Origin of the sequence: Pseudomonas californiensis (genome assembly GCF_021147775.1) — a bacterium.
GTDB classification, from domain to species: Bacteria; Pseudomonadota; Gammaproteobacteria; order Pseudomonadales; family Pseudomonadaceae; genus Aquipseudomonas; species Aquipseudomonas californiensis.
Window position 1 is genome coordinate 12961 of the sequence record NZ_JAGTPK010000004.1, and the last position, 23972, is coordinate 36932.

23 protein-coding genes are annotated in these 23972 nt (G+C 55.1%); all 23 read left to right on the forward strand.

Annotated elements, in window-relative coordinates; genetic code table 11:
* The first annotated feature begins 148 nt into the window (after positions 1-148).
* Positions 149-922 (forward strand): glucose-1-phosphate cytidylyltransferase, encoded by a 774-nt coding sequence (gene rfbF / locus KDX37_RS05075; RefSeq protein ID WP_231651595.1) that lies wholly within the window; start codon positions 149-151, stop codon positions 920-922.
* Positions 904-1986: a CDP-glucose 4,6-dehydratase gene (rfbG, locus tag KDX37_RS05080; RefSeq protein ID WP_231651596.1), complete on the forward strand. Its 1083-nt coding sequence runs from the start codon at positions 904-906 to the stop codon at positions 1984-1986. The genes rfbF and rfbG overlap by 19 nt, the downstream gene beginning before the upstream one ends.
* Complete coding sequence (locus KDX37_RS05085) at positions 1983-2543, forward strand: dTDP-4-dehydrorhamnose 3,5-epimerase family protein (RefSeq protein WP_231651597.1); 561 nt, start codon at positions 1983-1985, stop codon at positions 2541-2543. Before rfbG ends, KDX37_RS05085 begins: the two co-directional genes overlap by 4 nt.
* Positions 2540-3766, forward strand: coding sequence for a class I SAM-dependent methyltransferase (locus KDX37_RS05090; RefSeq protein ID WP_231651598.1), 1227 nt, complete (start codon positions 2540-2542; stop codon positions 3764-3766). Before KDX37_RS05085 ends, KDX37_RS05090 begins: the two co-directional genes overlap by 4 nt.
* Positions 3763-4899 carry a DegT/DnrJ/EryC1/StrS family aminotransferase gene (locus tag KDX37_RS05095; protein ID WP_231651599.1) on the forward strand — a complete coding sequence of 379 codons (1137 nt, stop codon included), beginning with the start codon at positions 3763-3765 and terminating at the stop codon, positions 4897-4899. The genes KDX37_RS05090 and KDX37_RS05095 overlap by 4 nt, the downstream gene beginning before the upstream one ends.
* Positions 4896-5594, forward strand: coding sequence for an acetyltransferase (locus KDX37_RS05100; RefSeq protein ID WP_231651600.1), 699 nt, complete (start codon positions 4896-4898; stop codon positions 5592-5594). Before KDX37_RS05095 ends, KDX37_RS05100 begins: the two co-directional genes overlap by 4 nt.
* Positions 5591-6319: a cephalosporin hydroxylase family protein gene (locus KDX37_RS05105; protein WP_231651601.1), complete on the forward strand. Its 729-nt coding sequence runs from the start codon at positions 5591-5593 to the stop codon at positions 6317-6319. The genes KDX37_RS05100 and KDX37_RS05105 overlap by 4 nt, the downstream gene beginning before the upstream one ends.
* Before the next feature lie 59 nt (positions 6320-6378).
* Complete coding sequence (locus KDX37_RS05110; protein ID WP_231651602.1) at positions 6379-9303, forward strand: TIGR00180 family glycosyltransferase; 2925 nt, start codon at positions 6379-6381, stop codon at positions 9301-9303.
* A 19-nt stretch (positions 9304-9322) separates the two neighbouring features.
* Complete coding sequence (gene pseB / locus KDX37_RS05115; RefSeq protein ID WP_231651603.1) at positions 9323-10324, forward strand: UDP-N-acetylglucosamine 4,6-dehydratase (inverting); 1002 nt, start codon at positions 9323-9325, stop codon at positions 10322-10324.
* Positions 10321-11490: a UDP-4-amino-4,6-dideoxy-N-acetyl-beta-L-altrosamine transaminase gene (pseC, locus tag KDX37_RS05120; RefSeq protein ID WP_231651604.1), complete on the forward strand. Its 1170-nt coding sequence runs from the start codon at positions 10321-10323 to the stop codon at positions 11488-11490. The genes pseB and pseC overlap by 4 nt, the downstream gene beginning before the upstream one ends.
* Positions 11491-11526: 36 nt before the next feature.
* The gene (locus KDX37_RS05125) at positions 11527-12147 is read left to right on the forward strand and encodes a pseudaminic acid biosynthesis-associated methylase (RefSeq protein ID WP_231651605.1); all 621 of its coding nucleotides are present in this window, start codon (positions 11527-11529) and stop codon (positions 12145-12147) included.
* Complete coding sequence (gene pseF / locus KDX37_RS05130; RefSeq protein ID WP_231651606.1) at positions 12144-12851, forward strand: pseudaminic acid cytidylyltransferase; 708 nt, start codon at positions 12144-12146, stop codon at positions 12849-12851. Before KDX37_RS05125 ends, pseF begins: the two co-directional genes overlap by 4 nt.
* A complete protein-coding gene (gene pseG, locus KDX37_RS05135) occupies positions 12851-14347 on the forward strand; it encodes a UDP-2,4-diacetamido-2,4,6-trideoxy-beta-L-altropyranose hydrolase (protein ID WP_231651607.1) in 1497 nt (498 codons plus the stop codon). Before pseF ends, pseG begins: the two co-directional genes overlap by 1 nt.
* Positions 14340-15392 carry a pseudaminic acid synthase gene (gene pseI, locus KDX37_RS05140; RefSeq protein ID WP_231651807.1) on the forward strand — a complete coding sequence of 351 codons (1053 nt, stop codon included), beginning with the start codon at positions 14340-14342 and terminating at the stop codon, positions 15390-15392. Before pseG ends, pseI begins: the two co-directional genes overlap by 8 nt.
* A 330-nt stretch (positions 15393-15722) precedes the next feature.
* A complete protein-coding gene (locus KDX37_RS05145) occupies positions 15723-16649 on the forward strand; it encodes a ketoacyl-ACP synthase III (RefSeq protein ID WP_231651608.1) in 927 nt (308 codons plus the stop codon).
* Positions 16650-16724: 75 nt separating this feature from the next.
* Positions 16725-18017 (forward strand): motility associated factor glycosyltransferase family protein, encoded by a 1293-nt coding sequence (locus tag KDX37_RS05150; RefSeq protein WP_231651609.1) that lies wholly within the window; start codon positions 16725-16727, stop codon positions 18015-18017.
* Entirely contained in the window at positions 18014-18274 is a 261-nt protein-coding gene (locus KDX37_RS05155; RefSeq protein WP_231651610.1) for a hypothetical protein, read from the forward strand. Before KDX37_RS05150 ends, KDX37_RS05155 begins: the two co-directional genes overlap by 4 nt.
* Positions 18275-18524: 250 nt before the next feature.
* Entirely contained in the window at positions 18525-19376 is an 852-nt protein-coding gene (locus tag KDX37_RS05160) for a flagellin domain-containing protein (RefSeq protein WP_231651611.1), read from the forward strand.
* A gap of 74 nt (positions 19377-19450) precedes the next feature.
* Positions 19451-19846, forward strand: a complete 396-nt coding sequence (locus tag KDX37_RS05165) for a flagellar protein FlaG (RefSeq protein WP_231651612.1) — start codon at positions 19451-19453, stop codon at positions 19844-19846.
* A gap of 74 nt (positions 19847-19920) precedes the next feature.
* A complete protein-coding gene (fliD, locus tag KDX37_RS05170; protein ID WP_231651613.1) occupies positions 19921-21333 on the forward strand; it encodes a flagellar filament capping protein FliD in 1413 nt (470 codons plus the stop codon).
* A gap of 130 nt (positions 21334-21463) precedes the next feature.
* Positions 21464-21883, forward strand: a complete 420-nt coding sequence (gene fliS / locus KDX37_RS05175) for a flagellar export chaperone FliS (RefSeq protein WP_231651614.1) — start codon at positions 21464-21466, stop codon at positions 21881-21883.
* Positions 21884-21909: 26 nt separating this feature from the next.
* Entirely contained in the window at positions 21910-22206 is a 297-nt protein-coding gene (locus KDX37_RS05180; RefSeq protein WP_231651615.1) for a flagellar protein FliT, read from the forward strand.
* Between the two features lie 179 nt (positions 22207-22385).
* Positions 22386-23861 (forward strand): transcriptional regulator FleQ, encoded by a 1476-nt coding sequence (fleQ, locus tag KDX37_RS05185; RefSeq protein ID WP_231651616.1) that lies wholly within the window; start codon positions 22386-22388, stop codon positions 23859-23861.
* Positions 23862-23972: the final 111 nt, after the last annotated feature.

Sequence of the window (23972 nt, forward strand, 5' to 3'; positions counted from 1 at the left end):
TCCTGCATATTGCCCTTTGTATCGCCATAAAACGTGCATTTCAGGCTTTTGCTTAAAAGTCTGAGCGGCGCGTCAAAGGATCGTTGCAGATGGCTTGCAAGGCTGCCGTTAGCTTGCCGTAGCCCTGTGTAGTAGGAGGGGGAGCGAGATGAAGGCAGTAATTCTGGCCGGCGGCCTAGGGACTAGGATCAGCGAGGAGTCGCACCTCAAGCCCAAGCCAATGATCGAAATCGGTGGCAAGCCAATTCTCTGGCACATCATGAAGCAGTACTCGGCACACGGGATAAACGACTTCATTATTTGCCTGGGCTACAAGGGGTATGCGATCAAGGATTTCTTCGCCAACTATTTTCTGCATACCTCTGATGTCACGTTCGATATGTGCAACAACCGCATGGAAGTGCACCAGAATTATAGTGAGCCGTGGCGAGTCACCTTGATTGATACCGGCGAAGAAACCATGACAGGTGGGCGCTTGCGTCGTGCCAGTAGCTATGTGAAAGACGAAGAAGCCTTCTGTTTCACCTATGGAGACGGTGTTTCCGATCTCGATATAAGCGCGCTTGTGGATTTCCACCTCTCCCATGAACAGTTGGCAACAGTAACGGCAGTGCAGCCGCCTGGACGTTATGGTGCCCTGGAGCGCGACGGGCATTTGGTACGAGGGTTTACAGAAAAGCCTCGGGGCGATGGCGGCTGGATCAATGGCGGATTTTTTGTGCTGTCGCCCAAGGTCCTGCCATTGATAAAAGGCGATGACACTGTCTGGGAGGCCGAGCCTCTGACAGGCCTGGCTGAGCGAGGCGAATTGGCCGCGTTCCAGCACGATGGTTTCTGGCACCCGATGGATACCCTGCGCGACAAGAACCATCTTGAACAGCTGTGGCAGAGCGGGGAGGCACCTTGGAAGCAATGGGAGTGAGCCCGCAATTCTGGCAGGGAAAAAGGGTATTGGTGACCGGCCACACTGGCTTCAAGGGGAGTTGGCTGGCCCTTTGGCTGCAGAGCATGGGCGCGCGCGTTACCGGTTTTGCACTGCAGCCTCCGACCGAGCCCAGTCTTTTCCAGTTGGCGCGCGTTGCCGAAGGTATTGATGACGAGCGTGGTGACGTGAGCGATGCCAGCGCCTTGCTGGAGGCTATCGTCCGCGCTCGTCCGGAAATCGTTCTGCATTTGGCTGCCCAACCGTTGGTGCGCGAAGGGTATCGCGATCCTGCCGGGACCTATTCGACCAATGTCATGGGGACATTGAATCTGCTTGAAGCGATTCGTCAGGCCGGCTGTGTGCGTGCCTGTGTGCTGGTGACCACTGACAAGGTTTACGCCAATCAGGAATGGCTTTGGCCGTACCGGGAGGACGAGGCGCTGGGCGGACACGATCCTTACAGCAGCAGTAAGGCTTGCTGTGAATTGCTGGCTCAGTCTTATACCGCTTCGTTCTTCCCCGCCCAGCGATACGCTGAGCATGGCCTTGCTGTAGCTACTGCGAGAGCGGGCAACGTATTGGGCGGCGGCGACTTCGCTGCAGACCGGTTGATCCCCGACGTGTTCAAGGCCTGGTCGGCTCATGAGCCGGTTACCCTGCGATACCCTCAGGCAGTTCGGCCATGGCAGCACGCACTGGAGCCGCTCGCCGGCTATTTGTTGCTGGCGGCCGCCCTGTATGAGCATGGCCCGACTTATGGCGGGGCCTGGAATTTCGGCCCCGGCGAGGCGGATATGTGTCGGGTGGGGGAGGTCGTCGAGCAGTTGGCCAGCCGTTGGCCACAGGCTCCAGGCTTGCGAATCGAACCGAGTGATTTGCACGAGGCCGGTCTGCTCAGGCTGGACAGCAGCCGCGCCCGGCATGTGCTGGGCTGGAAACCACGCTGGGCTTTGAACCAGTGTCTGGAACACACCTTGAACTGGCACCTTGCCTGGAAAGCCGGTGAGGATATGCGTGATGTCACACTTGAGCAGCTGAATGTGTACAGGGGACAGGCGTGACCGAATTCATATTGCATGCGTTGCCTCTCGCCGGTTTGTTCAGCGTCCAGCACATGCGTCACGCCGATGAGCGTGGGCATTTTTCCAGGATCTTCTGCGAAGGCAGCCTGAGTCAGTCTGGTCAGCCCTTCCACATTCGGCAGATCAACCACTCCTGCACCCGGGAGAAGGGCACGGTCCGAGGTCTGCACTATCAGAGCGCAGAGAGGCCTGAGGCCAAACTGATCAGTTGTTTGAAGGGCGAAGTATGGGACGTGGCGGTGGATCTGCGCACAGGTTCGGCCACTTTTCTGCATTGGCATGCCGAGCATTTGCGTGCCGGAGACGGGCGCAGCCTGCTGCTGCCGGCAGGTTTCGCCCATGGGTTTCAGGCGCTGACTGACGATGTTGAATTACTTTATCTGCACAGCGCCGATTACAGTCCAGGCCACGAGGCAGGGTTGTCGGTAAGTGACCCACGACTGGGGATCACTTGGCCTCTTCCCGTCAAAAATTTGTCAGAGCGGGACATTTCGCATGCTTTGCTGGATGCCCGGTTTTCTGGAGTTTGTGTATGAACTGCCGAGGTTGTGGCGCAGCATTGCATTTGCCTTTGATTGATTTAGGAACTTCACCGCCTTCCAATGCCTATCTCCGGCCTGATCAACTGGAAAGCGCCGAGCAGTGGATACCCTTGAAGGTTCAGGTATGCCAGTCCTGCTGGTTGGTGCAGACAGAGGATTTCACTCAGGCCGAGAGCCTGTTCGATGCTGACTACGCCTACTTCAGTTCGTTTTCGAGTACGTGGCTGGAACATGCCGCTCTTTACGTCGCGACGATGGCAGAGCGCTTCGGGCTAGGTGAGAAAAGTCGTGTCGTCGAAGTGGCTTCCAATGACGGCTACCTGCTGCAGTACGTTGCCAAGCGAGGCATTGCCTGCCTTGGGGTAGAACCGACGCGCAGTACTGCTCAGGCTGCACGAGAAAAAGGTCTCGATATACGGGAGTTGTTTTTCGGTCGTGAGACAGCATCGCTATTGCTTGAGGAAGGATGGGCCGCTGACCTTATGGTCGCGAACAATGTGCTGGCGCATGTTCCTGATATCAATGATTTTCTCGGCGGTTTTGCGACATTGCTCAAGCGTGAGGGAGTCGCGACATTCGAGTTTCCCCATTTACTCACGCTGATGGCGGGTGCCCAATTCGACACCCTTTATCATGAGCACTATTCCTATCTTTCACTGACCGCTGTTCAGGCGCTTTGCGAGCGTAATGGCCTGTTCATTTTCGATGTCCACCACTTGCCCACCCATGGCGGTTCGTTAAGGGTTTTTGTACAGCGGGCCGACGGTGGACAACACGCGCAACTGCCATCCGTGCAACAGGCTCTGCATGCCGAAGCACTGGCGGGCATCAAGACGCCTGAGTACTACGCGAGTCTTGCGCCCGCTGCCGAACGCATCAAGCACGATCTGCTGCGATTCCTCTTGCAATGCAAGGCAGATGGCAAGCGCGTGGTGGGTTACGGTGCTGCGGCCAAAGGCAATACCTTGTTGAACTACGCCGGGGTCAAGCTTGATCTGCTGGCCTGGGTCGCCGATGCCAACCCTCACAAACAGGGCAAGTTCTTGCCAGGCAGCCGTATTCCTATCGTTTCACCAGAGCGAATCGAACTGGAAAAGCCGGATTTTGTTTTGGTACTGCCGTGGAACCTGATAGATGAAATTACCCAGCAGTTTGCCTGTGTGCATGGCTGGGGCGGTCGCTTTGTCGTTGCGATTCCGGAGTTGAGTTATCAATGAGCAGAATTCATTACACCAAGCCCAGTGTCGGCGAACTCGAAGCCTCTTATGTGCTGGACGCGGTGCAGAATGGTTGGGGCGAGCGTTGTTACGACTACCTCAATCGTTTTGAGAAAACCTTCGCCGGGCATATAGGGGCGCGCTGGGCTGTCGCGACGTCAAGTTGTACAGGGGCCCTGCACCTGGGCATGGCAGCGCTTGGTATAGGGGCCAATGACGAAGTCATTCTGGGCAACAGCAACTGGATCGCGTCAGCGGCGCCCATCACCTATCTGGGGGGCAAGCCTGTCTTTGTCGACGTGTCTCCAGAAGACTGGTGCCTTGATCCGGACGCTGTACGTAAAGCGATCACCCCACGAACCAAAGCCATTCTTGCTGTTCATCTTTACGGCAATCTCTGCAATATGGATGAGTTGCTGGCAATCGGTCGGGAATACAACATTGCGGTCATCGAAGATGCTGCCGAAGCGATCGGCTCGCAATGGCGTGGGCATGCAGCAGGTTCGCTGGGTGCGTTTGGCGCATTTTCCTTTCACGGCACCAAGACCATGACAACCGGTGAAGGCGGCATGTTCGTCACCTCTGACCGGGCGCTTTATGAACGCGTTCTGACTTTGTCCAATCATGGTCGGGTTGCAGGCAGCAGTCGACAGTTCTGGCCAGACTTCATTGGCTTCAAATACAAGATGAGTAACTTGCAAGCCGCCATTGGCTGCGCTCAGGTCGAACGGATCAATGACCTGATCGAGCGCAAGCGCACTATTTTCGATAACTATGCTAAAGGTCTGCTGGATATCGCAGGCGTATCAATGAACCCGCAGCCCGATCATGCCCGTAACGGATATTGGATGCCGACTGTCGTGTTCGCCGAACACACAGGGATTACCCGGGACCAATTGATTGAGGCATTCAAGGCCGTCGATATAGATGCGAGGGTGTTTTTCTGGCCCCTGTCGACGCTCCCCATGTTTGCGCCGACCCCTGACGAACCCAATGTAATTGTGACGCCGGTGGCTGCTTCACTTTCAGAGCGCGCGGTCAATCTACCCAGCTATCACGACATGAGTGACGAGGATCAACGGCGGGTAATTACAGTGCTTCGTGAACTTTGCGCACGCAAAGGGTTGCTGTGAATATCTACCTTTTAGGAGCGGCCAATCCGGAAGCGGTCCGGATGATCGGTTCGGTGGGTCGGTCGGATCCCGACCTGAAATTCGCGTTTCTGGACAACGACCCTGCCAAACAGGCAACGCTTTTTTTTGGCATTCCTGTTCTGGGAGGGACTGAACGGGTCGCGGACCTTAAAGGTCCGAATGCGCGGTTTGTCAACCTCATCACGGGCTCGACGCCTCTGCGTTGCCAGACCACTTGCGAGTTGCTGCACGCAGGAGCGACTCTGGGCAATTTCATTCACCCGGGTATCGACCTGAGCATGACGCGCATGGGGACAGGCTGCTATCTCCAGGAAGGCGTGATTCTGCAAGCCGATGTCTGGCTGGGGGACAACAGCAGTATCAGCGCTGCCAGCATCATTGGCCACGAGGCTCGTATTGGTCACTCGGTGTTCATGGCGCCGGGAGTTTGTCTGGCCGGCTGCGTGGAGGTCGGCGACGGTGCGTTCATCGGCGCCAACGCGACAGTTCTGCCCCGTCTGCGCATTGGCAAGTGGGTAACTATCGGCGCTGGTGCTGTCGTCACCAGAGATGTGCCTGACTACGCAGTGGTAGTGGGAAATCCCGCCAGAATCATTAAGTCGAATGCGGTCCCCCACCAGGATGGCCGGGTTCTCAAGTCATTGCCGCAGCCTTTTTCGGAGAGTTTTCAATGAATCCTCATGAACAGTTTCGTGAAGAAGTAAAACAGAACATCGAAGCGTTGGAACAGGACAAACCGCTTCAGACCGCGTCGCTGGATTGGGTGGGCGAGACGGCAAAACACAAATATACGTATAACTTCAGCTGGATGGGGCGCCCCATCATTCAGTTTCCGCAAGACATGGTCGCCATGCAGGAGATCATCTGGGCATTACGGCCTGATGTGATCATCGAAACAGGGATCGCGCACGGCGGCTCATTGGTTTTTTACGCCTCGATACTGCAGTTGATTGGTCACGGTACGGTACTGGGTATCGATATTGATATTCGCCAGCACAACCGCGAAGCCATCGAGGCTCATCCGATGAGTCATCGCATCGAGATGATTCAGGGATCAAGTATTGACCCGACCATCGTTTCGCAGGTCACCGAGCGAGTGGCTGGCAAGAAGGTTCTGGTGGTGCTCGACTCCAATCACACGCATGAGCACGTCCTGCAGGAACTTCGTGCTTACGCTCCGCTGACCAGCATCGGCAGCTACTGCGTGGTCATGGACACTGTCGTCGAGGATATGCCTGAGGATGCGTTCCCGGATCGTCCCTGGGGCAAGGGCGACAACCCGAAAACCGCAGTCTGGGCCTACCTGAAAGAGACGCAGGATTTTGAAATTGATAGCGCCATACACAGCAAGCTATTGATCACCGTTGCACCCGACGGCTATCTGCGCCGTATCGGCTGAGCCCCTCCAGATGGGCGGTTAGGCTTTTTGTAATTCACAGGTTGTGTGGGGAAGTAGTTATGCAAGGCAAGCACGGTTCCGAAAATGTTCTACCACTGAACGAACTGCTGACAGTGGTGCTGATCAGTCACAATAAGCCAGCATTTTTGCGCCGAGCGGTACGGTTCTACAGCCAGCTGCCTTGCAAAATACTGGTGCTGGATTCTTCCAGTGAAGCCACCGATGGCCTGGAAGGTGTATCGCCGTTTCAGGAATATCAGCACCTTCCTCAGTATGGCTATTGGGGTATCCAGGAGAAATTGCGTTACGGCGTTCGACAAGTCACCACGCCTTATATGGTGTTTGCGGCGGACGATGATTTTTTGCTGCATGACGCTTTGTTCGACTCTGTCGGATTTTTGGACGCCAACCCTGACTACGGTATGTGCCACGGTTATTGTCTGATGTACCTGACGATGGGCAAGAAGGTGCAATACTTCCGACGGGACAAGAAGGTTCAGGAAGACTACAGCTCTGATAGCCCCGAAGAGCGTGTCGTCGAATTCATGGGTCAGTTTCTGCCACCCTTTTATGCGGTGACTCGTACTTCGTTGCTATTGAACTGGTACGAGGCGATGCCTGAGAACACGTCGTTCCAGTGGCAGGAAATTGGCCATGCCTATTACATGGCCGCCTCCGCCAAGCTGCGAGTTCTGCCCATTCCCTATGTCATCCGCGAGGTCAACGTCGGCTCTTCCGAGCATAAGACCGAAGTCGCTCACTCTCTACTGTTCACGGATAAAAAATCGGTTGAGGAGCGTGAAGCTTTTGCCGACGTGCTCGCTGCCATGCCGCTGGGCATGCAAGACCTCAGCGTCGAGCAGCGACGTCAGGTGGTGATCAAGGGATTTACCGCCATGGGTGACTGTCTCCTTCATGGACGGTCGCTGGCTACCGAGTTGATCTTTGATTCCACGTGGACCATTCCTGAAGACGGGCCGGAGCGCCGCTTTGGTCCTGTGCAATACATGGAAATGCCTTATTACAACCAGGCGTTTTTTGACCGGCTGACCGAGATTGAATTTTTTCTCCATGCCATGCCTGCGGGGCGCATGCAACTCATGGCGCTGGAGGGCGTCTGGGTCCGCCAGGAGCAACTGATGGCTGCGCACGTCAACGACAATGTCGAGACGCTCAGCACTCGTCTGTGGGATGCGATGCAACTGAATGCCTTTAACCGCCGGGTAGTCAAGGCACTGGCTGAGCAGCTTCAGATCGCAGGAGAGGAGGTGGATGCTCAGAACATGAAAGCCTGGGCGCACCGGCTGGAATCCTGTTTCGAATATGACAGCCTGCAGACGCTCGGAACCATGCGATCAGGCGCGGTGCTGAAGTGGCTGGCAGCCCGCACCCCGACTGTCGATGAGCAGCAGTTGATCGCCAAACGCCTTGAAAAAGAGGAGGCGCCTCAATTTGGTCTGTTGCTGCTGGATCTTGAAGACAGCTTCAGTAAGGTGCAGATCACTCTCGACAGCCTTGTGGAAGGGCTCTACAAAGGCTTCAAGATCGTGGTTTTCACCACCGGCGAGCCGCCAGCCGCAACCTTGCTGGAAAATACCCTGCATTTTGTCAAAGTCAGCAAGAACAACTATGTCGACAAGCTGAACCAGATCACCCGGCAGCTATCGAGTGATTGGGTGATGCTGGCAGAGGTCGGTGATGAGTTTACGCCTGCCGGGTTGTTGCAGGCCGGCCTTGAGTTGATGGCCGCTCCGCAATGTCGGGCTGTTTATGCGGATGAGATTCATCGTCTTGAAAGTGGATCTCTGGTCGAAATCTTCCGTCCGGGTTTCAATCTGGACATGCTGCAAAGCGTTCCGGCCTTAATGGCTCGACATTGGTTGATTCGACGCGATGTTCTGGTCGACGCTGGAGGCTATGCATCGGACTTTACCGACGCGCTTGAATTCGATCTCCTGCTGCGGATCATTCAACAGGGAGGCACAGGCTGGTTGGCGCATCTCGACGAGCCTTTGCTGATTTGCGACACGCCGACTGCTGGAAATACCCACGAGCGTCTTGCGTTGAGCCGACATTTGGCCAGTCTGGGTTACAAAGCGCAGATCGCCTCGGAACCAGCGGGCACCTACCAGATTGATTACCGGCATGCAGAACGGCCGATGGTCAGCGTAATGCTGCATGGCGACACCGGTCTTGAGCATTTGCAGGACTGTCTGGCCAGCGTGCTTCAGCGTACCCGTTATCTACGCTTCGAGGTGCTCATTGCTGCCCATCAGGGCATGACTTCGCAAATGCTGGGCTGGATCGGCCAGCAAGAGCAGTCAGGTGGGCGGGTACGGGTAGTGGCAATTGCAGAAGGACTGACCCCTTCAGCGGCACGCAACGCAATGGCTGCCCAGGCCCAGGGTGAATATCTGCTGTGGCTTGCCACAGACAGTAAAGTGGTCACACCCAACTGGATAAGCAGCTTGCTTAATCAGGCGTTGCGTCCCGAGGTTGGTGTGGTCGGGGCGAGACTCACGGATTCGGAAAATGTCATCACCCAGGCAGGCTTGATCCTTGGTTTGAACGGTAGAGTGGGTTCGGCGTTCGTGGGTGTCCCTTCAGAACTCCCGGGTTACATGTACCGGCTGCAGATCGCGCAAAATTATTCGGCTGTTTCTGCAAGCTGTCTGATGGTACGCAAAGAACTGTTCGAGTCTGTCGACGGATTTGATGAAGGGCGCCTTGCGCACGCATTCAGCGATATCGATCTGTGTTTGAAAATCGGCCAGAGCGGTTTCATGACTGTGTGGACACCACAGGCGCAGATTCAGCATTGCGGAGTTCTCTCGGATGATGCGGATGCGCTGGCGGCTTTGCAGGAAAAGTGGGCGGGGCAGTTCGAGCACGATCAGGCCTACAACAGGAACCTGTCGCTGACTGGGGATGGCTTCAAGCTGGGAGAGACGTCCAGCGTCAACTGGGCACAGTTGCTCCACTAAGCCCTCAAGGATTTTGGCTATGTTCAACGGTAAATCCATTTTCATTTCCGGTGGCACCGGCTCTTTTGGCCGCCAGTTCATTCGTACCTTGCTTGAGCGATATCAGCCAAGACGAGTAGTGGTGTTCTCACGCGACGAGCTCAAGCAGTATGAAATGCAGCAAGAGTTCACGGCACCGTGCATGCGTTTCTTTCTGGGCGACGTACGCGATGCCGATCGCCTGCTGCAAGGCATGCGCGGCATAGACTATGTCGTGCATGCCGCGGCCCTCAAGCATGTTCCGGCGGCTGAGTACAATCCGACGGAGTTCATCCGTACCAACGTCCATGGCGCCGAAAATATCATTGCAGCCGCGATTGCGAATGGTGTGCAGCGTGTCATCGCCTTGTCCACTGACAAGGCGGCCAGTCCGATCAATCTGTACGGGGCAACCAAACTGCTTTCGGACAAGTTGTTCGTCGCGGCAAACAACATTGCTGGCGATCAGGCGACCCGGTTCGCTGTTGTGCGGTATGGCAACGTTGCAGGCTCACGTGGCTCTATAGTGCCGTTCTTCAAAAAGCTTATTGCTGGCGGCGCCAGCGAGCTGCCGATCACCGATCCGCGCATGACCCGGTTCTGGATCACGCTGGATCAAGGGGTCGATTTCGTGATCCAGAGCTTTGCTCGCATGCACGGTGGAGAAGTATTCGTGCCCAAGATTCCGTCTATCCGTATCGTCGATCTGGCCAAGGCCATGGCGGCCGACCTGCCTCACAAGCTGGTAGGGATACGCCCGGGCGAAAAACTGCATGAGTTGATGGTGCCACTGGATGATGCGCGCATGACGTTGGAGTTTACCGACCACTACACCATCGTGCCTTCGATCCGCTTCAATAATGTCGATGCGGATTTCAGCCTGGACAGCTGCGGTGAGCAGGGCAGACAGGTCGATGACACGTTCGAGTATCGTTCGGATATCAACCCGCACTTCCTGACGCCAGGGGAGATCATCCAGTTGCACGCCGATATGAAGCAATGATCCCTTACGGTCGCCAGAGCCTCGACCAGGCTGATATCGAGGCGGTCATTCAGGTCCTCGGTTCAGACTGGCTGACCCAAGGGCCGGTCCTGGAGCATTTTGAAGTCGCGATGGCTGAGCGTTGCCAGGCGGAATTCGGCGTGGCGGTCTGTAATGCCACTGCAGCGTTGCACGTAGCCTGCCTGGCTGCTGGTCTGGGTCCTGGTGACCGGCTCTGGACCACGCCCATTACCTTTTTGGCGTCCGCCAACTGTGGGCGTTACTGTGGTGCACAAGTCGACTTCGTCGACATTGACCCATTGACCTGGAATCTTGATGCGCGGGCGTTGGCGCGCAAACTGGAGGCGGCCGAGCGTGACGGGACGCTGCCCAAAGTGCTTGTTGCTGTCGCATTCTCCGGTCAAAGCTGTGATATGCGAGCCATTGCTGTGCTTGCCGAGCGTTTTGGTTTTACGGTTATCGAAGACGCTTCACATGCAGTCGGCGCTTCGTATGCAGAACGCCCTGTAGGTTGTGGCGAATTTTGCGCCATGACGGTGTTCAGCTTTCACCCGGTCAAGATAATCACCAGCGGCGAAGGCGGTATGGTCATGACCAACCGACCTGAGCTGGCCGAGCGCCTTCGTCGCCTGCGCAGTCATGGAATGACGCGTGATCCTCAGTATATGGATGAAAGCAGCCACGGCCCTTGGTATTACCAGCAGATCGAGTTGGGCTTCAACTATCGCATGACTGATATTCAGGCCGCGCTGGGCTTGTCACAGCTGAGCAAGCTGGACGTTTTCCTTGAGCGCCGCCGTGCCATAGTCGCCCGTTATCAGCAGGCTTTGGCCGGACTGCCACTGACGTTGCCTCGTGCCCAGCCGGATGCTCGATCGGCCTGGCATCTGTATGTGGTTCGATTGCAGACAGAGCACCTGAAATCGAGTCATCGCGAGATTTTCGAAGCGTTGCGCGAAGCAGGCATTGGCGTAAATCTGCATTACATTCCCGTGCACTTGCAGCCGTATTACCGGGCGCTGGGTTTCCAGCCCGGCGACTTTCCCGAAGCCGAGCACTACTATCGTCAGGCAATCAGTCTGCCGGTTTTTCCAGCCATGAGCGACATGCAGCAGGATCACGTTATCAAGCAGATGCGGCGCCTTCTCGATCATCCTGTTCGTTGATGCTGTATTTCCAGAGAACCAATAAAGAGAATTGATATGCGTGATCTGACGGAGCAGGAGCAGTTCTGGTGTGGTGATTTTGGTAACGATTATGTTGATCGTTGTCAGGGGGCTGCATTGGTAGCCAGCAGCAAGGCCTTGTTCACCAAGGCGCTGTGCCGTACCCGACGGCTCGGCAGTGTGCTTGAGCTGGGCACCAATATAGGCAACAACCTGGCAGCACTGCATGACTTGTTGCCTGCCTGTTCGCTTTATGGCGTAGAGATCAATGACAAAGCTCACGCGCAGGCCCAGGCATTGGATATTGCGACGATCTGGAAGGGCTCGCTGTTTGATTATGCTCCGCAGCGCACGTTCGATCTGACCTTGGTGAAGGGTGTACTCATCCATCTTGCGCCTGAGCTGCTGCCGACAGCTTATGCACAGTTGTATGACTTGAGTGGCCGTTACATTCTGATCGCAGAATATTACAACCCCTCACCGGTGGAGGTTTCATATCGGGGTAACAGCGAAAAGCTGTTCAAACGTGATTTTGCCGGTGAGTTGCTGGATCGTTACGCTGATCTACAGTTGGTGGACTATGGCTTCGTCTATCATCGTGACCCGCAATTTCCGGCAGATGACATCACCTGGTTTCTTTTGGAAAAGCGTGCATGAGTGCCGTTGCGATCATACCGGCCCGTGGCGGTAGCCAGCGTATTCCGGGCAAGAACCTGAAGCTGTTCAACGGCGAGCCTATGATCGTGTGGTCGATACGCGCTGCACTGGCGAGTGGTGTTTTCGAAAGGGTCGTTGTCAGTACTGATAGTGAGCAGATTGCCGACGTCGCAAGGGCTCATGGTGCTGAAGTCCCTTTCATGCGTCCTGTCGAACTCGCGGATGCCTATACGGGTACCGCTGCTGTCATCAAGCATGCTGTAAGTGCTCTGCATGATGCAGGAGAGAGGGCTGATTTTGCCTGCTGCATCTACGCAACTGCTCCGCTGCTGCAGATACGTTATCTGCAGCAGGGCCTTGAACTGCTGCGAGCTGCCGCCGATAAATCGTATGCCTTTTCAGTTTGTGATTACGGTTTTCCAGTGCAGCGGGCGTTGTACATTGACGAGGTCGGAGCGTTACAGGCGATGTACCCGCAATATCGTGACAGCCGCTCTCAGGACTTGATGATCGCTTATCAGGACGCGGGCCAGTTCTACTGGGGCCGCTGTAATGCATGGCTGCGCAGTGACGTTATTTTTTCGGACGTGAGCTTGCCGGTGATTTTGCCTCGGTACCTCGTGCAGGACATTGATACCGAGCAGGACTGGCTGCGTGCCGAATACATGTACGCCGCCTTGAAGGCGGGCGGAGAGTTGGCATAGTGAGAGTGGTTATAAGGGCGGACGCCTCGCTGACAATCGGCACCGGGCATGTCATGCGCTGCCTTACGCTCGCTGAAGCGCTTCGCAAGCAAGGTAATGAGGTTGTATTCGTCTGTCGACGCTTACCGGGCAACTTGATCGATTTTCTCCGTCAGGCCGGCTTTACAACACTTGGCTTGCCTGGCCACTACTCAGGGGAGGGGAGTGAGGCGGGCACCGAGACGTTGCTGCCCTGGAAAGCCGATATCCAGGCCATGAGCAAGGCGTTGATGGCGCAACATGCGCTGGACTGGCTGATTGTCGACCATTATGGGCTGGACGGAGAGTGGGAGAATGCTGCGCGAGCATTCGCTCCGAAGATTATGGCGATTGATGATCTTGCCAATCGGAGCCACAGGGTCGACCTGTTGCTGGATCAAAATATTTCCGCGTCGCCAGAGGCTTATGCCCCATGGCTCCACTCGCCCTGCAAGTGTCTGTTCGGACCACGCTTTGCATTATTGCGCGAAGCATTCCAGGGGCCGCCGGTACGTGCTCGCGGCGATGTCCGGCGTGTGCTTGTCAATTTCGGCGGTTTTGACGCTGCGTCACAGACGTATCAAGCCATGAAAGCCCTGAAGATGTTTCCAGGGTTGGCCGTCGATTTTGTCGCAGGTAGCGCAAATCCAGCGTGGGATGCGATGCAGGCATTGGTCGTCGAATATCCTGATTGGCACTTGCACGAACGCTCTGCTGATTTTGCTGCGCTGATGGCTGGCGCAGATCTTTTCATTGGTGCTGGCGGTGGCACTGCATGGGAGCGTGCTGCATTTGGATTGCCCACAATTTGCGTTGCCGTCGCCGCCAACCAGCAGTCAAGTGCCCAACTGCTGGCCGAGTCGGGTTGCCACCTTTACTTGGGACCCAGTCAGGATCTGACGCTCGAAACGCTGCAAAACGCCATCGGCCTGCTGGCAGGCAATGCGGGATTGCAAAAAAGTTTTGCCTACCGCTCTCGACAATTGGTTGACGGGTTCGGCGTGCAACGGGTTTGTATCGCTCTATCGGACACGGTAATGACGTTGCGTTCGGCAACTATCGAAGACAGTGAGTTGCTGCTGGCGGGACGCAACGCTGAAAGTGTTCGTCGCTTTTCGTTTGATCGTTCCCCCGTCAATCGTGAGAGCCATCAACGTTGGTTGACCAAACGCCTGCTGGACACTGAGTCCTTATTACTGATTGGCGAGGCGTTTGATGGTCCGGTCGGCGTCGTGCGCTATGACCGTGAGGGTGAAGGTGTTGAACTCTCGATCTATCTTTTTGAGGGGCGGGTCGGTCTTGGCTATGGAAAGGCGTTGTTGCGATGCGGTGAGCAATTCCTCAGGAGACACTGGCCAGACGTCCGGCTGATCCATGCTCGTGTTCTGGCTGATAATGCAGCGTCACTTGCCCTATTTCAAAAATCCGGATACTCCCAGGCGGATTGCCATTTTCAACGAGTGCTCAATGATGACTAGTTTCCAGATTGGCTGCCGTAGAATTGGCACTGATGCGCCTCCCTTCGTAATTGCAGAGATGAGTGGCAATCATAACCAGTCGCTGGAGCAGGCGCTGCTTATCGTGGATGCCGCTGCCAGAGCGGGCGCTCATGCGCTGAAGTTGCAGACGTACACTGCAGACACCATGACGCTGGATCTCTCTGAAGGTGAGTTCCTTATCAAAGACCCGAAAAGCCTTTGGGTGGGCTCGTCCTTGCACGATCTGTATGAAAAGGCGCACACGCCGTGGGCATGGCATGAGCCCATCTTCGAGCGTGCCAGAGCGTTGGGAATGGAGGTGTTTTCCACTCCATTCGATGAAAGCGCAGTAGAGTTTCTGGAAAGCCTCCAGGTGCCTGCCTACAAGATCGCCAGTTTCGAAAATACCGATCTCCCGCTCATTCGGCGCGTGGCGGCTACCGGCAAACCCATGATCATATCTACCGGTATGGCAAGCATTGCGGAACTTGACGAAACGGTACGCGCTGCACGGGCCGCAGGCTGCAAGGACCTGGTATTGCTCAAGTGCACAAGTACCTACCCGGCTACTGCGCAGAACAGTAACGTGCGAACCATCCCGCACTTGAAACAACTGTTCGGCTGTGAAGTCGGTTTGTCTGATCACACCATGGGAGTAGGCGTTTCAATCGCGGCAGTAGCCATGGGTGCCTGCGTGATCGAGAAACACTTTACGCTTGACCGAAGTGCTGGCGGCGTCGATGCGAGCTTCTCGCTGGAACCACACGAAATGGCCAGTCTGGTTATCGAAACTGAGCGTGCCTGGCAAGGGCTTGGTCAGGTCAAGTATGGGCCTACACAGGCTGAGCTCAGCTCGTTGCAGTACCGTCGGTCATTGTATGTCGTACGCGACATGGTCGCCGGTGAGGCATTCAGCAAAGATAATGTAAGAGCTATTCGCCCTGGCTGGGGCCTGCCTCCCAAATACATAGAGGCTGTCTTCGGGCGCAAAGCCCGACATGCCTTGTCCAGAGGCACGGCGTTGGCCTGGGAAATGGTCATCTAGTGAATGGGTTGTCACTCTCACGCAGTACAGCTGCAGCGCTACAGCCGTCATGCGCGTGAGAATGATTCTTCACGCCTTCGAGCCGTATTGCGGCTCTGCACGGTGTCATGCCAAGCGCTAAAAGCGTATAAAACTTAGTGACCTATCAGTCATCGAGTGCATCTTCACTATATCGTGTGTGCGGGTGACAGCGACACGGGCTGATTTTAGAGTAGTCCGTGATGGGTGGAGCATCTGCGCAGCCTTTTAAAAGCCAGAAAGCTGTCTGGTTTTCAATGCCGCGCCGCTGGGCGAGCGGTGACATTCAGCTATTTACATTGGGAAGCCATGATGATTGGCATAAAAAGCATAGCGAGTTATGTGCCTGCAGCTGGCGTTGACAATTACGCGCAAGGCGCAGCATTCGGCAAGGATGATGAGTTCATTCTCGGCAAGATCGGCTCTGCTTTTCTGCCGCGCAAGGACGATACGCAAGAGACCTCTGACTTGTGTGTCGAGGCCGTCAACGTGTTGTTCGCCAATAATCCGCATCTCAAGCGTGAATCGATTGATGCGTTGATTGTTGTCACGCAAAACGGTGATGAAGAAGGTCTGCCTCATACGGCCGCCATTGTTCAGGACAAGCTGGGCTTGCCTACACATGTTGCTGCGTTCGATATTTCTCTGGGTTGCTCCGGCTACGTTTACGGGATTTACGCGCTCAAGGGGTTCATGGAAGCGACGGGTTTGAAAAACGGACTGTTGGTAACCGCTGACCCGTATTCCAAAATTGTTGACCCGCAGGACCGGAATACAACGATGCTGTTCGGTGATGCCGCCACTGCGACGTGGATGGGTGAAGACGCTCCCTGGATGTTGGGCAAGGCAAAGTTTGGTACGGATGGCTCCGGCGCGCCCCACTTGAAAGTCAGCAATGGCGTTTTTTACATGAACGGCCGTCAGGTGTTCAATTTTGCATTGCTAAAGGTCCCTGCGCACCTGCATGAATTGCTGAGCGAATCCGGGCTGACCCAGGATGACATCGATGCGTTCTGCATTCATCAGGGCAGCGCGGCGATTGTTGATGCCGTCGCCCGAAGGTTCGAAGGCGACCCTGACAAGTTCGTTAAAGATATGCTTGAAACAGGTAATACCATCTCATCCAGTATTCCGTTATTGCTGGAAAAGCATGTGCTGAACGCCAAATGGAAACGTGTCGCACTGAGCGGTTTCGGCGTGGGCCTGTCATGGGGCTCGGCTATCATTTACAGACCCTGATCAAGCGGGTCATTAATAGTGTTCACGGTGAGTCAGTCGTGAGCGTTATTTTTGACCCAGTCCGAGTGATGCTTTATGAATGACATTTTTCAGCTGAACGCTGACGTACTCGGCATTCGTTGGCCGAATGTGCTGGCAAGGTTGCTGGACGAAAGCCATGAAGCGTTGCCGGTCGAGCTGGTTGAAGGTCAGGAGTCGACCCTGGGAATCGACGGCGTTCAGCTCACCAGCCGCCACGACCGGATGGGCGAGGCGCGTCTGCAGGCGGCAAGCTTGCCGACTTCGAATGCGGTGATTCATGTCTACGGCACGGGTCTGGGCGATTTGCAGCAAGTCCTGTTGCTGCGCTCTGGGCTCTGTCAGCTGCACGTGCATATCCTTAATGGTGCACTGTTTCTTCTGGTGCTCAAGCTCACCGATCAGACGTCCTGGCTATCGGACCCTCGTGTCGAGCTGACGTACGCCTGCGATCATCGTGACATACAGTTGCCATTCTTCGCACTGCCTGCGGAGCTGGAGCTGGCGGACGAGCGCAATGCGCGGGTTAGAGATCGTCTGGTCAGCGAGGTGCATCTGCATTTCAATAACCGTGAGTTTGATCCCGCCTCGCCCCATATCCTGGAGCGCTTGCAAGCCAACCTTGAGCTGGTCGGGTCCGACAATGATGTAGCGCAGCTGTTTGGCACTCAGCCTGGCAGGGATATTTATGTAATTGGTACCGGGCCTACCCTTGAGCAACATTTCGACAGGCTTCTGGGCATTCGATCCCGAGCGCTGCGGCCTTTGTTTATATGTGTGGATACTGCCTACAGGCCTTTGTTGGCCAAAGGCATCCTGCCGGATATCGTCGTCACCATCGATCGAAATATCAGCGCGCTGCACCTGCCGCCAGCGGGTTCGGCAGATGTGATTCTTGTCTATAAGCCGTTGAGCGATCCTGCAGTGATCAGCGCCTGGGAGGGTGAGCGCTATGTTGCCTACTCGACCGGCCCGCTCCATGCGCCGCTGCGAAAGCAGTTCGCGAGAGGCGAATTGTCTGGTGGAGGGAGCGTTATTCATCCGGCAGTGGATCTTGCGGTGCAGATGGGAGCGCGAGAAATAACGCTGCTCGGTGCCGACTTCGCTTATCCAATGAACAGGACGCATGCCGGGTGGGATGATGGCATGTTAGGAGCCCCAGCCGACCAGTCCAGGCAATGGGTGCTGGACGGCCATGGGCAACGCATCAAGACGCAGTTGAACTTCCGCCGCTACTTGGGTGAGTTGGAGCGCTACATTGAGGCTCATCCTGAAGTGCAGTTCCTCAATAGCAGCCGCTCGGGGGCGATGATAGCCGGGACGGTCTTCAATGATGAGTTTGTCTCATGAATGAGCGCGAGCAATGTGTGAGTGCCTGCATCGAGTGCGCAACGCTGCTCCGTCTTGGGCGCAGCATAGAGGCTGGTCTTGATATGCTTGATGTCTGCGAGCAGGCCAGCGTTCTTCTCGATTCCCGTCCAGCGATAATCAGACACCAGTGGGTCGCTGTGTTGTCCAGGATGCACGATTGTCAGCAGGCTCAGGACTGGCTGGGCCTGGCCGATTACATGGATCACGAATTGGTGGAGTTGTTGAACGCTGAATGATTTGCCTATAGACAGAAGCGTTGTCACACATTTGACTTCGTCTTGTGAGGTTGGAGGGTGGTGTGAATCGTTGCCGTTTGATGGCCCTAAGCTATTGTTTTGAAAAGAGTGGCAGATTGAAGGCACTTTTTTTCCAAATAGGGCTAAAGCAAACAGGGATGTCGACGATAACTATTACGAAGGTTCTCTGTGCCAACCCGGCTGTCGCCAGGGCCGGAAGCCGCAGCACCCAACCAATGAGGAATTCATCATGGCTTTAAGCGTAAACACCAACGTTGCCTCCCTTGCCGTTCAGAAGAACCTGGGTCGCGCATCTGACGCTCTCTCTACTTCGATGACCCGCCTGTCTTCTGGCCTGAAAATCAACAGCGCCAAAGATGACGCGGCTGGCCTGCAGATCGCTACTCGTATCACCAGCCAGGTTCGTGGCCAGAACGTAGCAATCAAGAACGCCAACGACGGCATCTCGATGGCGCAAACCGCTGAAGGCGCACTTCAGGAATCCACCAACCTCCTGCAGCGTATGCGTGAACTGGCCATCCAGGCACGTAACGGTTCCAACGGTAGCTCCGAGCAGAAAGCGACCAACGCCGAATTTGCTCAGTTGTCCGACGAACTGACTCGTATCGCTGACAGCACCAACCTGAACGGCAAGAAACTGCTCGACGGCAGCGCTGGCGTCATGACCCTGCAAGTGGGTTCCAACACTGGCGACGCCAACCACATTACATTGTCGTTGAGCGCCAAGTTCGGTGCAGTTTCGATGTCTGTGGACAGCGGTACTTTGGCTCTGACAGGCGCCAGCTCTGACGCGGCTGCTTCGGCAATCGACAAGGCAATCAGCGCAATCGATGCGGCTCTTCAGTCCATCAACGAAACTCGTGCAAACCTTGGTGCTTCGCAAAACCGTCTGACCAGCACCATCTCCAACCTGCAGAACATCAACGAAAACGCCACCGCTGCACTGGGTCGCGTACAGGATACTGACTTCGCTGAAGAAACAGCTAACCTGACCAAGCAACAAACTCTGCAGCAGGCTTCCCAGGCTGTTCTGGCTCAGGCCAACCAGCTGCCTTCCGCTGTACTGAAACTGCTTCAGTAATAGCTGAATAAGTTTTGACGGGGGGGTGTGCTTGTCACGCTCTCCCGTTTTTTTACTTAGAGTAGGTGTTTGACATGGACATGACTGTTAAATTGAACCTGTCTTACCCGGCCATCAAGCCGATGACACCTGTGACAGACAAGCCTACAGAGGTTTCTCAGGTTTCGGCAGTGACAAAATCCACATCCGTTATTGTTTCAGGTTCGTCTGAGAACAAGGAAGCTATCAAGGTTTCCGAGGCGGAGAAATCCGAAAGGCTGAAAGCGGCGGTCAAGGAAATTGAAAGTTTTGTGCAGTCCGTCAAGCGCAATCTTGAATTTTCCATCGATGAAGCGTCTGGTGAGATTGTCGTCAAAGTGATAGCAGGCGATACCGGTGAGGTCGTAAGGCAATTACCCTCAGCTGAAGCGCTGAAAATTGCGGACAGTCTTCATAATGCTCATAGCCTGTTGTTTGATACGCGGGTCTGATACTGGTGCTGCAACCGGTTTTTTCTCGTCTTGATCTGTTCCACAGGGTCGGATGAAACTGAAGGAGACACGTCATGGCAAGCCCAATTACCACATCTACAGGCCTTGGCTCGGGCCTTAAAATTACCGACATTGTTACAGTGTTGGTCAAATCTGACAAAGCTGCCAAGCAAACCCAGATCGACACTCAGACAAAGTTGACCACCACCAAGTTGTCGGGTGTCAGTACTCTGAACTCTGCGCTGGATGCATTCCAGACTGCGCTGACCAACCTTGGCAAGAGCGATACGCCTGCTTTCAATGGCTATTCGGCAACCTCATCCGCCCCCAACTTCCTGAGCGTGAAGTCCAGCAACACTGCCGTTGCGGGTAATTACGGTGTCGAGGTGAAAACCCTGGCCAGCAGTTCAACCGTAGCGTCAGCCTCTTTTGATGCGACGGCTGCCAGTGCTATTCCGAGTGGTACCCTGACCATCACTCAAAATACCACTGATACGTCATTTGATATCCCTGCCAACTCCACGCTGCAATCGGTTCGAGACCTGATCAATACCAAGACGACGCAAAGTGGTGTCAGCGCCAACATCGTGACTGACAGTAATGGATCTCGTCTGATATTCACGTCCAATAAAACGGGTGCAGGTTCAGACATCAAGACCACCAGCAGCATCTCGGGGTTGACGATTGGTACGGGTACATTGGACCCGACGTCGCCCGCAAGCGCCGGGAGAATCGGGGATGCGCCGGTTGATGGCGAGATAACTGTTTCTGGCCTTTCGATCAAAAGCGCTACCAATACGTACGATACTGCCGTGTCCGGCTTGAGCTTTACGGCGGTTGCAAAGGGCTCCTCGACGGTATCTGTGGCCAGCAATTCGGATGGGTTGAAAAGCTCGCTGCAGGCGTTCGTGGATGCTTACAACACCGTGGTGAAGACCATCACCTCGTTGTCCAAGGCTACTGCGGACTCCAACGGTGATCTGACGGTCTCGGCGCCTATGACTGGGGACTCTTTGCCAAGAGATCTGCTGGCATCGATGCGTTCGGTTCTGACCACGCCTGGGCCGGGCGGCAAATTGTCCACACTTGCTCAATTGGGTATCCAGACCGCGCAAACCGACGGCACGCTTGCGTTTGATCAGACCAAGTTCACAGCGGCGATGCAGGACAAGGGGCTGGGCGGTGACATACAGCAGCTTTTCTCAGGCACCGACAGCAATAACGGCCTGTTGAGTCGCATGAGCAAGTCGCTGGACCCCTACATTAAAACCGGCGGTCTTCTCGACCTGCGAAGCACGCAGTTGAACAAAACCAAGAACGAACTGCTTGATCAGCAGGAAGCCCTTGATATACGTATTGAAAACCTGACTGCGAGCTTGAGCAAAAAATACAATGCGATGGATCTACTCGTGGGCAAGATGAAGGCCACGCAAACGAGTATCGTTTCATTTTTCGATACGTTGAGCGCACAACAGTCCAAATCCTGATATTGATTCGGACAAAAAAACCCGGCAGCGCTTAACCGCGTGCCGGGTTTTTGTCTTCCGGTCTAAAGTTATCTGGCAAACCGTCGATAAGCTGGATAGACAAGCTCTTCAAGATTTGACGAGGTACACCATGAACCCGATGTTAGCCCTGCGGCAGTATCAGAAAGTGAACGTCCATGCTCAGGCATCCGAGGCTAATCCGCATCGTTTGGTGCAGATGCTGATGGAGGCCGGCCTGGATCGAATTGCTCAGGCCAAAGGGGCCATTGGGCGCAAGGACATTCCTGGCAAGGGTGTCTTTATCGGCAAGGCTGTCGACATCATTGGCGGGCTTCGTGAAGGCCTTGATATGGAGAACTCGTCTGACACGGTATCTCGCGTAGACAGTCTCTACGTCTATATGATGCAGCGTCTCGCTGAGGCGAACATCAAAAGCGACTCGAAGATTCTCGACGAAGTGAGCGGTCTTCTCTGCACCGTCAAGGAAGGCTGGGACGCGATCGCTCATATTGGGCAAGCCAGCGATAATCCAGTTGCCCTGGGCCGTTAAGAAGTCACTGCGTTAAGGAGGTTCACATGAGTGCTGCACTCAAGCGTATCGAAGAAACCCGCGAAGCTTTGGTAGGGGCCTTGGCCGAGCGTGATTGGGCGGCAATCGTCAAGCTTGATCTGGCATGCAGGGAGTGCATGGACGCTGTTGTCAGCGAAGCGCCCGCGGACGAGCCTGCACTGCGCAGCAATCTGGAAGAGCTTTTAGGGGTCTACAGGCAGTTGATTGACGTTGCAACTGACGAGCGTCAAGCAATCGTCGATGAAATGGCACAAATCCAGAATGCCAAAAACGCAACGAAGGTATACCATCTGTTCGGCTAGCTATTAATTGTCGTTTTTTTTATTCGACAAGAAGTTCGCCATAAATTTGACTGTGTCCGAATTTTTGACTTAACTAGTGATGTTTACTATTTTCTGACGTCTCATCATCTGTAACGGCTGAGATGCCAAGCTGCCCCCCCAATCATGGGCATTGAGTTGACTAGGGAAGTTGCTATTGCATGTGGCGTGAAATCAAGATTCTGCTAATCGATGACGATAGCCAGCGCCGCCGGGATCTGGCGGTCATCCTGAATTTTCTGGGCGAAGAAAATCTTTCCTGCTCCAGTCAGGACTGGCAACAAGTCGTCGGATCCCTGACATCCACCCGTGAAGTACTGTGCGTGCTCGTTGGCAGCGTCAGCGCTCCTGGGACCTTGCAAGGGCTTCTTAAGACAGTCGCAGCATGGGATGAGTTCCTTCCTGTTTTGCTGATGGGCGAAAATTCTTCGGTCGATCTGCCTGAAGACCTGCGCAGGCGTGTGTTGTCTGCGCTGGAAATGCCGCCCAGCTACAGCAAGCTGCTGGATTCCCTGCACCGTGCCCAGGTCTATCGTGAAATGTACGATCAGGCCCGCGAGCGTGGTCGCCACCGCGAACCCAACCTGTTCCGCAGCCTGGTAGGCACCAGCCGCGCCATTCAGCACGTGCGTCAGATGATGCAGCAGGTTGCCGATACCGACGCCAGCGTCTTGATCCTGGGTGAGTCGGGAACTGGCAAGGAAGTGGTCGCGCGTAACCTGCATTACCATTCCAAGCGCCGTGACGCGCCTTTTGTGCCTGTGAACTGTGGCGCTATCCCGGCAGAGTTGCTGGAAAGCGAGCTGTTCGGTCACGAGAAGGGTGCCTTCACGGGCGCAATTACCAGTCGCGCTGGCCGTTTTGAGCTGGCCAACGGCGGTACGCTGTTCCTGGACGAGATCGGCGATATGCCGTTGCCGATGCAGGTCAAGCTGCTGCGCGTGCTGCAAGAGCGCACGTTCGAGCGCGTTGGCAGTAACAAGACCCAAAGCATTGATGTGCGCATCATCGCGGCCACCCACAAAAATCTCGAAAATATGATCGAGCTTGGCAGCTTCCGTGAAGATCTTTATTACCGGCTGAATGTGTTCCCGATCGAAATGGCGCCCTTGCGCGAGCGGGTTGAAGATATTCCGCTGTTGATGAATGAACTGATCTCGCGCATGGAACATGAAAAGCGCGGTTCTATTCGTTTCAACTCGGCAGCGATCATGTCGCTGTGTCGCCATGCGTTTCCGGGTAATGTGCGTGAGCTGGCCAATCTGGTCGAGCGAATGGCGATCATGCATCCGTATGGTGTGATTGGTGTTGCAGAGTTGCCCAAGAAGTTTCGCTATGTCGACGACGAAGACGAACAGATGGTCGACAGCTTGCGCAGCGACATTGAAGAACGCGTAGCGATCAATAGTCACACGCCAAGCTTTTCTTCCGGTGCCTTGTTGCCGCCTGAAGGCCTTGATTTGAAGGACTACCTGGGTGGTCTGGAGCAGGGTCTGATTCAGCAGGCGCTGGACGATGCAAATGGCATTGTGGCTCGAGCTGCGGAACGCTTGCGAATCCGTCGTACGACACTGGTCGAGAAGATGCGCAAATACGGTATGAGCCGCCGTGAAGGTGATGAACAGGCGGATGATTGACGCTTGTCATATTGGCCAGAAATCAAACCTCTGAATTTTCAGAGGTTTTTTTTCGGCACGAGGATTGCTATGTCTCTCTCAACACACCGTTTAATGACGGTCCGCCACGCG

Bases quoted from the DNA above. Each gene is read 5' to 3' on its own strand.
- rfbF (WP_231651595.1), top strand. From the start codon at position 149: ATGAAGGCAGTAATTCTGGCCGGCGGCCTAGGGACTAGGATCAGCGAG.
- KDX37_RS05090 (WP_231651598.1), top strand. From the start codon at position 2,540: ATGAACTGCCGAGGTTGTGGCGCAGCATTGCATTTGCCTTTGATTGAT.
- KDX37_RS05095 (WP_231651599.1), top strand. From the start codon at position 3,763: ATGAGCAGAATTCATTACACCAAGCCCAGTGTCGGCGAACTCGAAGCC.
- KDX37_RS05105 (WP_231651601.1), top strand. From the start codon at position 5,591: ATGAATCCTCATGAACAGTTTCGTGAAGAAGTAAAACAGAACATCGAA.
- KDX37_RS05110 (WP_231651602.1), top strand. From the start codon at position 6,379: ATGCAAGGCAAGCACGGTTCCGAAAATGTTCTACCACTGAACGAACTG.
- pseB (WP_231651603.1), top strand. From the start codon at position 9,323: ATGTTCAACGGTAAATCCATTTTCATTTCCGGTGGCACCGGCTCTTTT.
- pseC (WP_231651604.1), top strand. From the start codon at position 10,321: ATGATCCCTTACGGTCGCCAGAGCCTCGACCAGGCTGATATCGAGGCG.
- KDX37_RS05125 (WP_231651605.1), top strand. From the start codon at position 11,527: ATGCGTGATCTGACGGAGCAGGAGCAGTTCTGGTGTGGTGATTTTGGT.
- pseF (WP_231651606.1), top strand. From the start codon at position 12,144: ATGAGTGCCGTTGCGATCATACCGGCCCGTGGCGGTAGCCAGCGTATT.
- pseI (WP_231651807.1), top strand. From the start codon at position 14,340: ATGACTAGTTTCCAGATTGGCTGCCGTAGAATTGGCACTGATGCGCCT.
- KDX37_RS05145 (WP_231651608.1), top strand. From the start codon at position 15,723: ATGATTGGCATAAAAAGCATAGCGAGTTATGTGCCTGCAGCTGGCGTT.
- KDX37_RS05150 (WP_231651609.1), top strand. From the start codon at position 16,725: ATGAATGACATTTTTCAGCTGAACGCTGACGTACTCGGCATTCGTTGG.
- KDX37_RS05155 (WP_231651610.1), top strand. From the start codon at position 18,014: ATGAATGAGCGCGAGCAATGTGTGAGTGCCTGCATCGAGTGCGCAACG.
- KDX37_RS05160 (WP_231651611.1), top strand. From the start codon at position 18,525: ATGGCTTTAAGCGTAAACACCAACGTTGCCTCCCTTGCCGTTCAGAAG.
- KDX37_RS05165 (WP_231651612.1), top strand. From the start codon at position 19,451: ATGGACATGACTGTTAAATTGAACCTGTCTTACCCGGCCATCAAGCCG.
- fliD (WP_231651613.1), top strand. From the start codon at position 19,921: ATGGCAAGCCCAATTACCACATCTACAGGCCTTGGCTCGGGCCTTAAA.
- fliS (WP_231651614.1), top strand. From the start codon at position 21,464: ATGAACCCGATGTTAGCCCTGCGGCAGTATCAGAAAGTGAACGTCCAT.
- KDX37_RS05180 (WP_231651615.1), top strand. From the start codon at position 21,910: ATGAGTGCTGCACTCAAGCGTATCGAAGAAACCCGCGAAGCTTTGGTA.
- fleQ (WP_231651616.1), top strand. From the start codon at position 22,386: ATGTGGCGTGAAATCAAGATTCTGCTAATCGATGACGATAGCCAGCGC.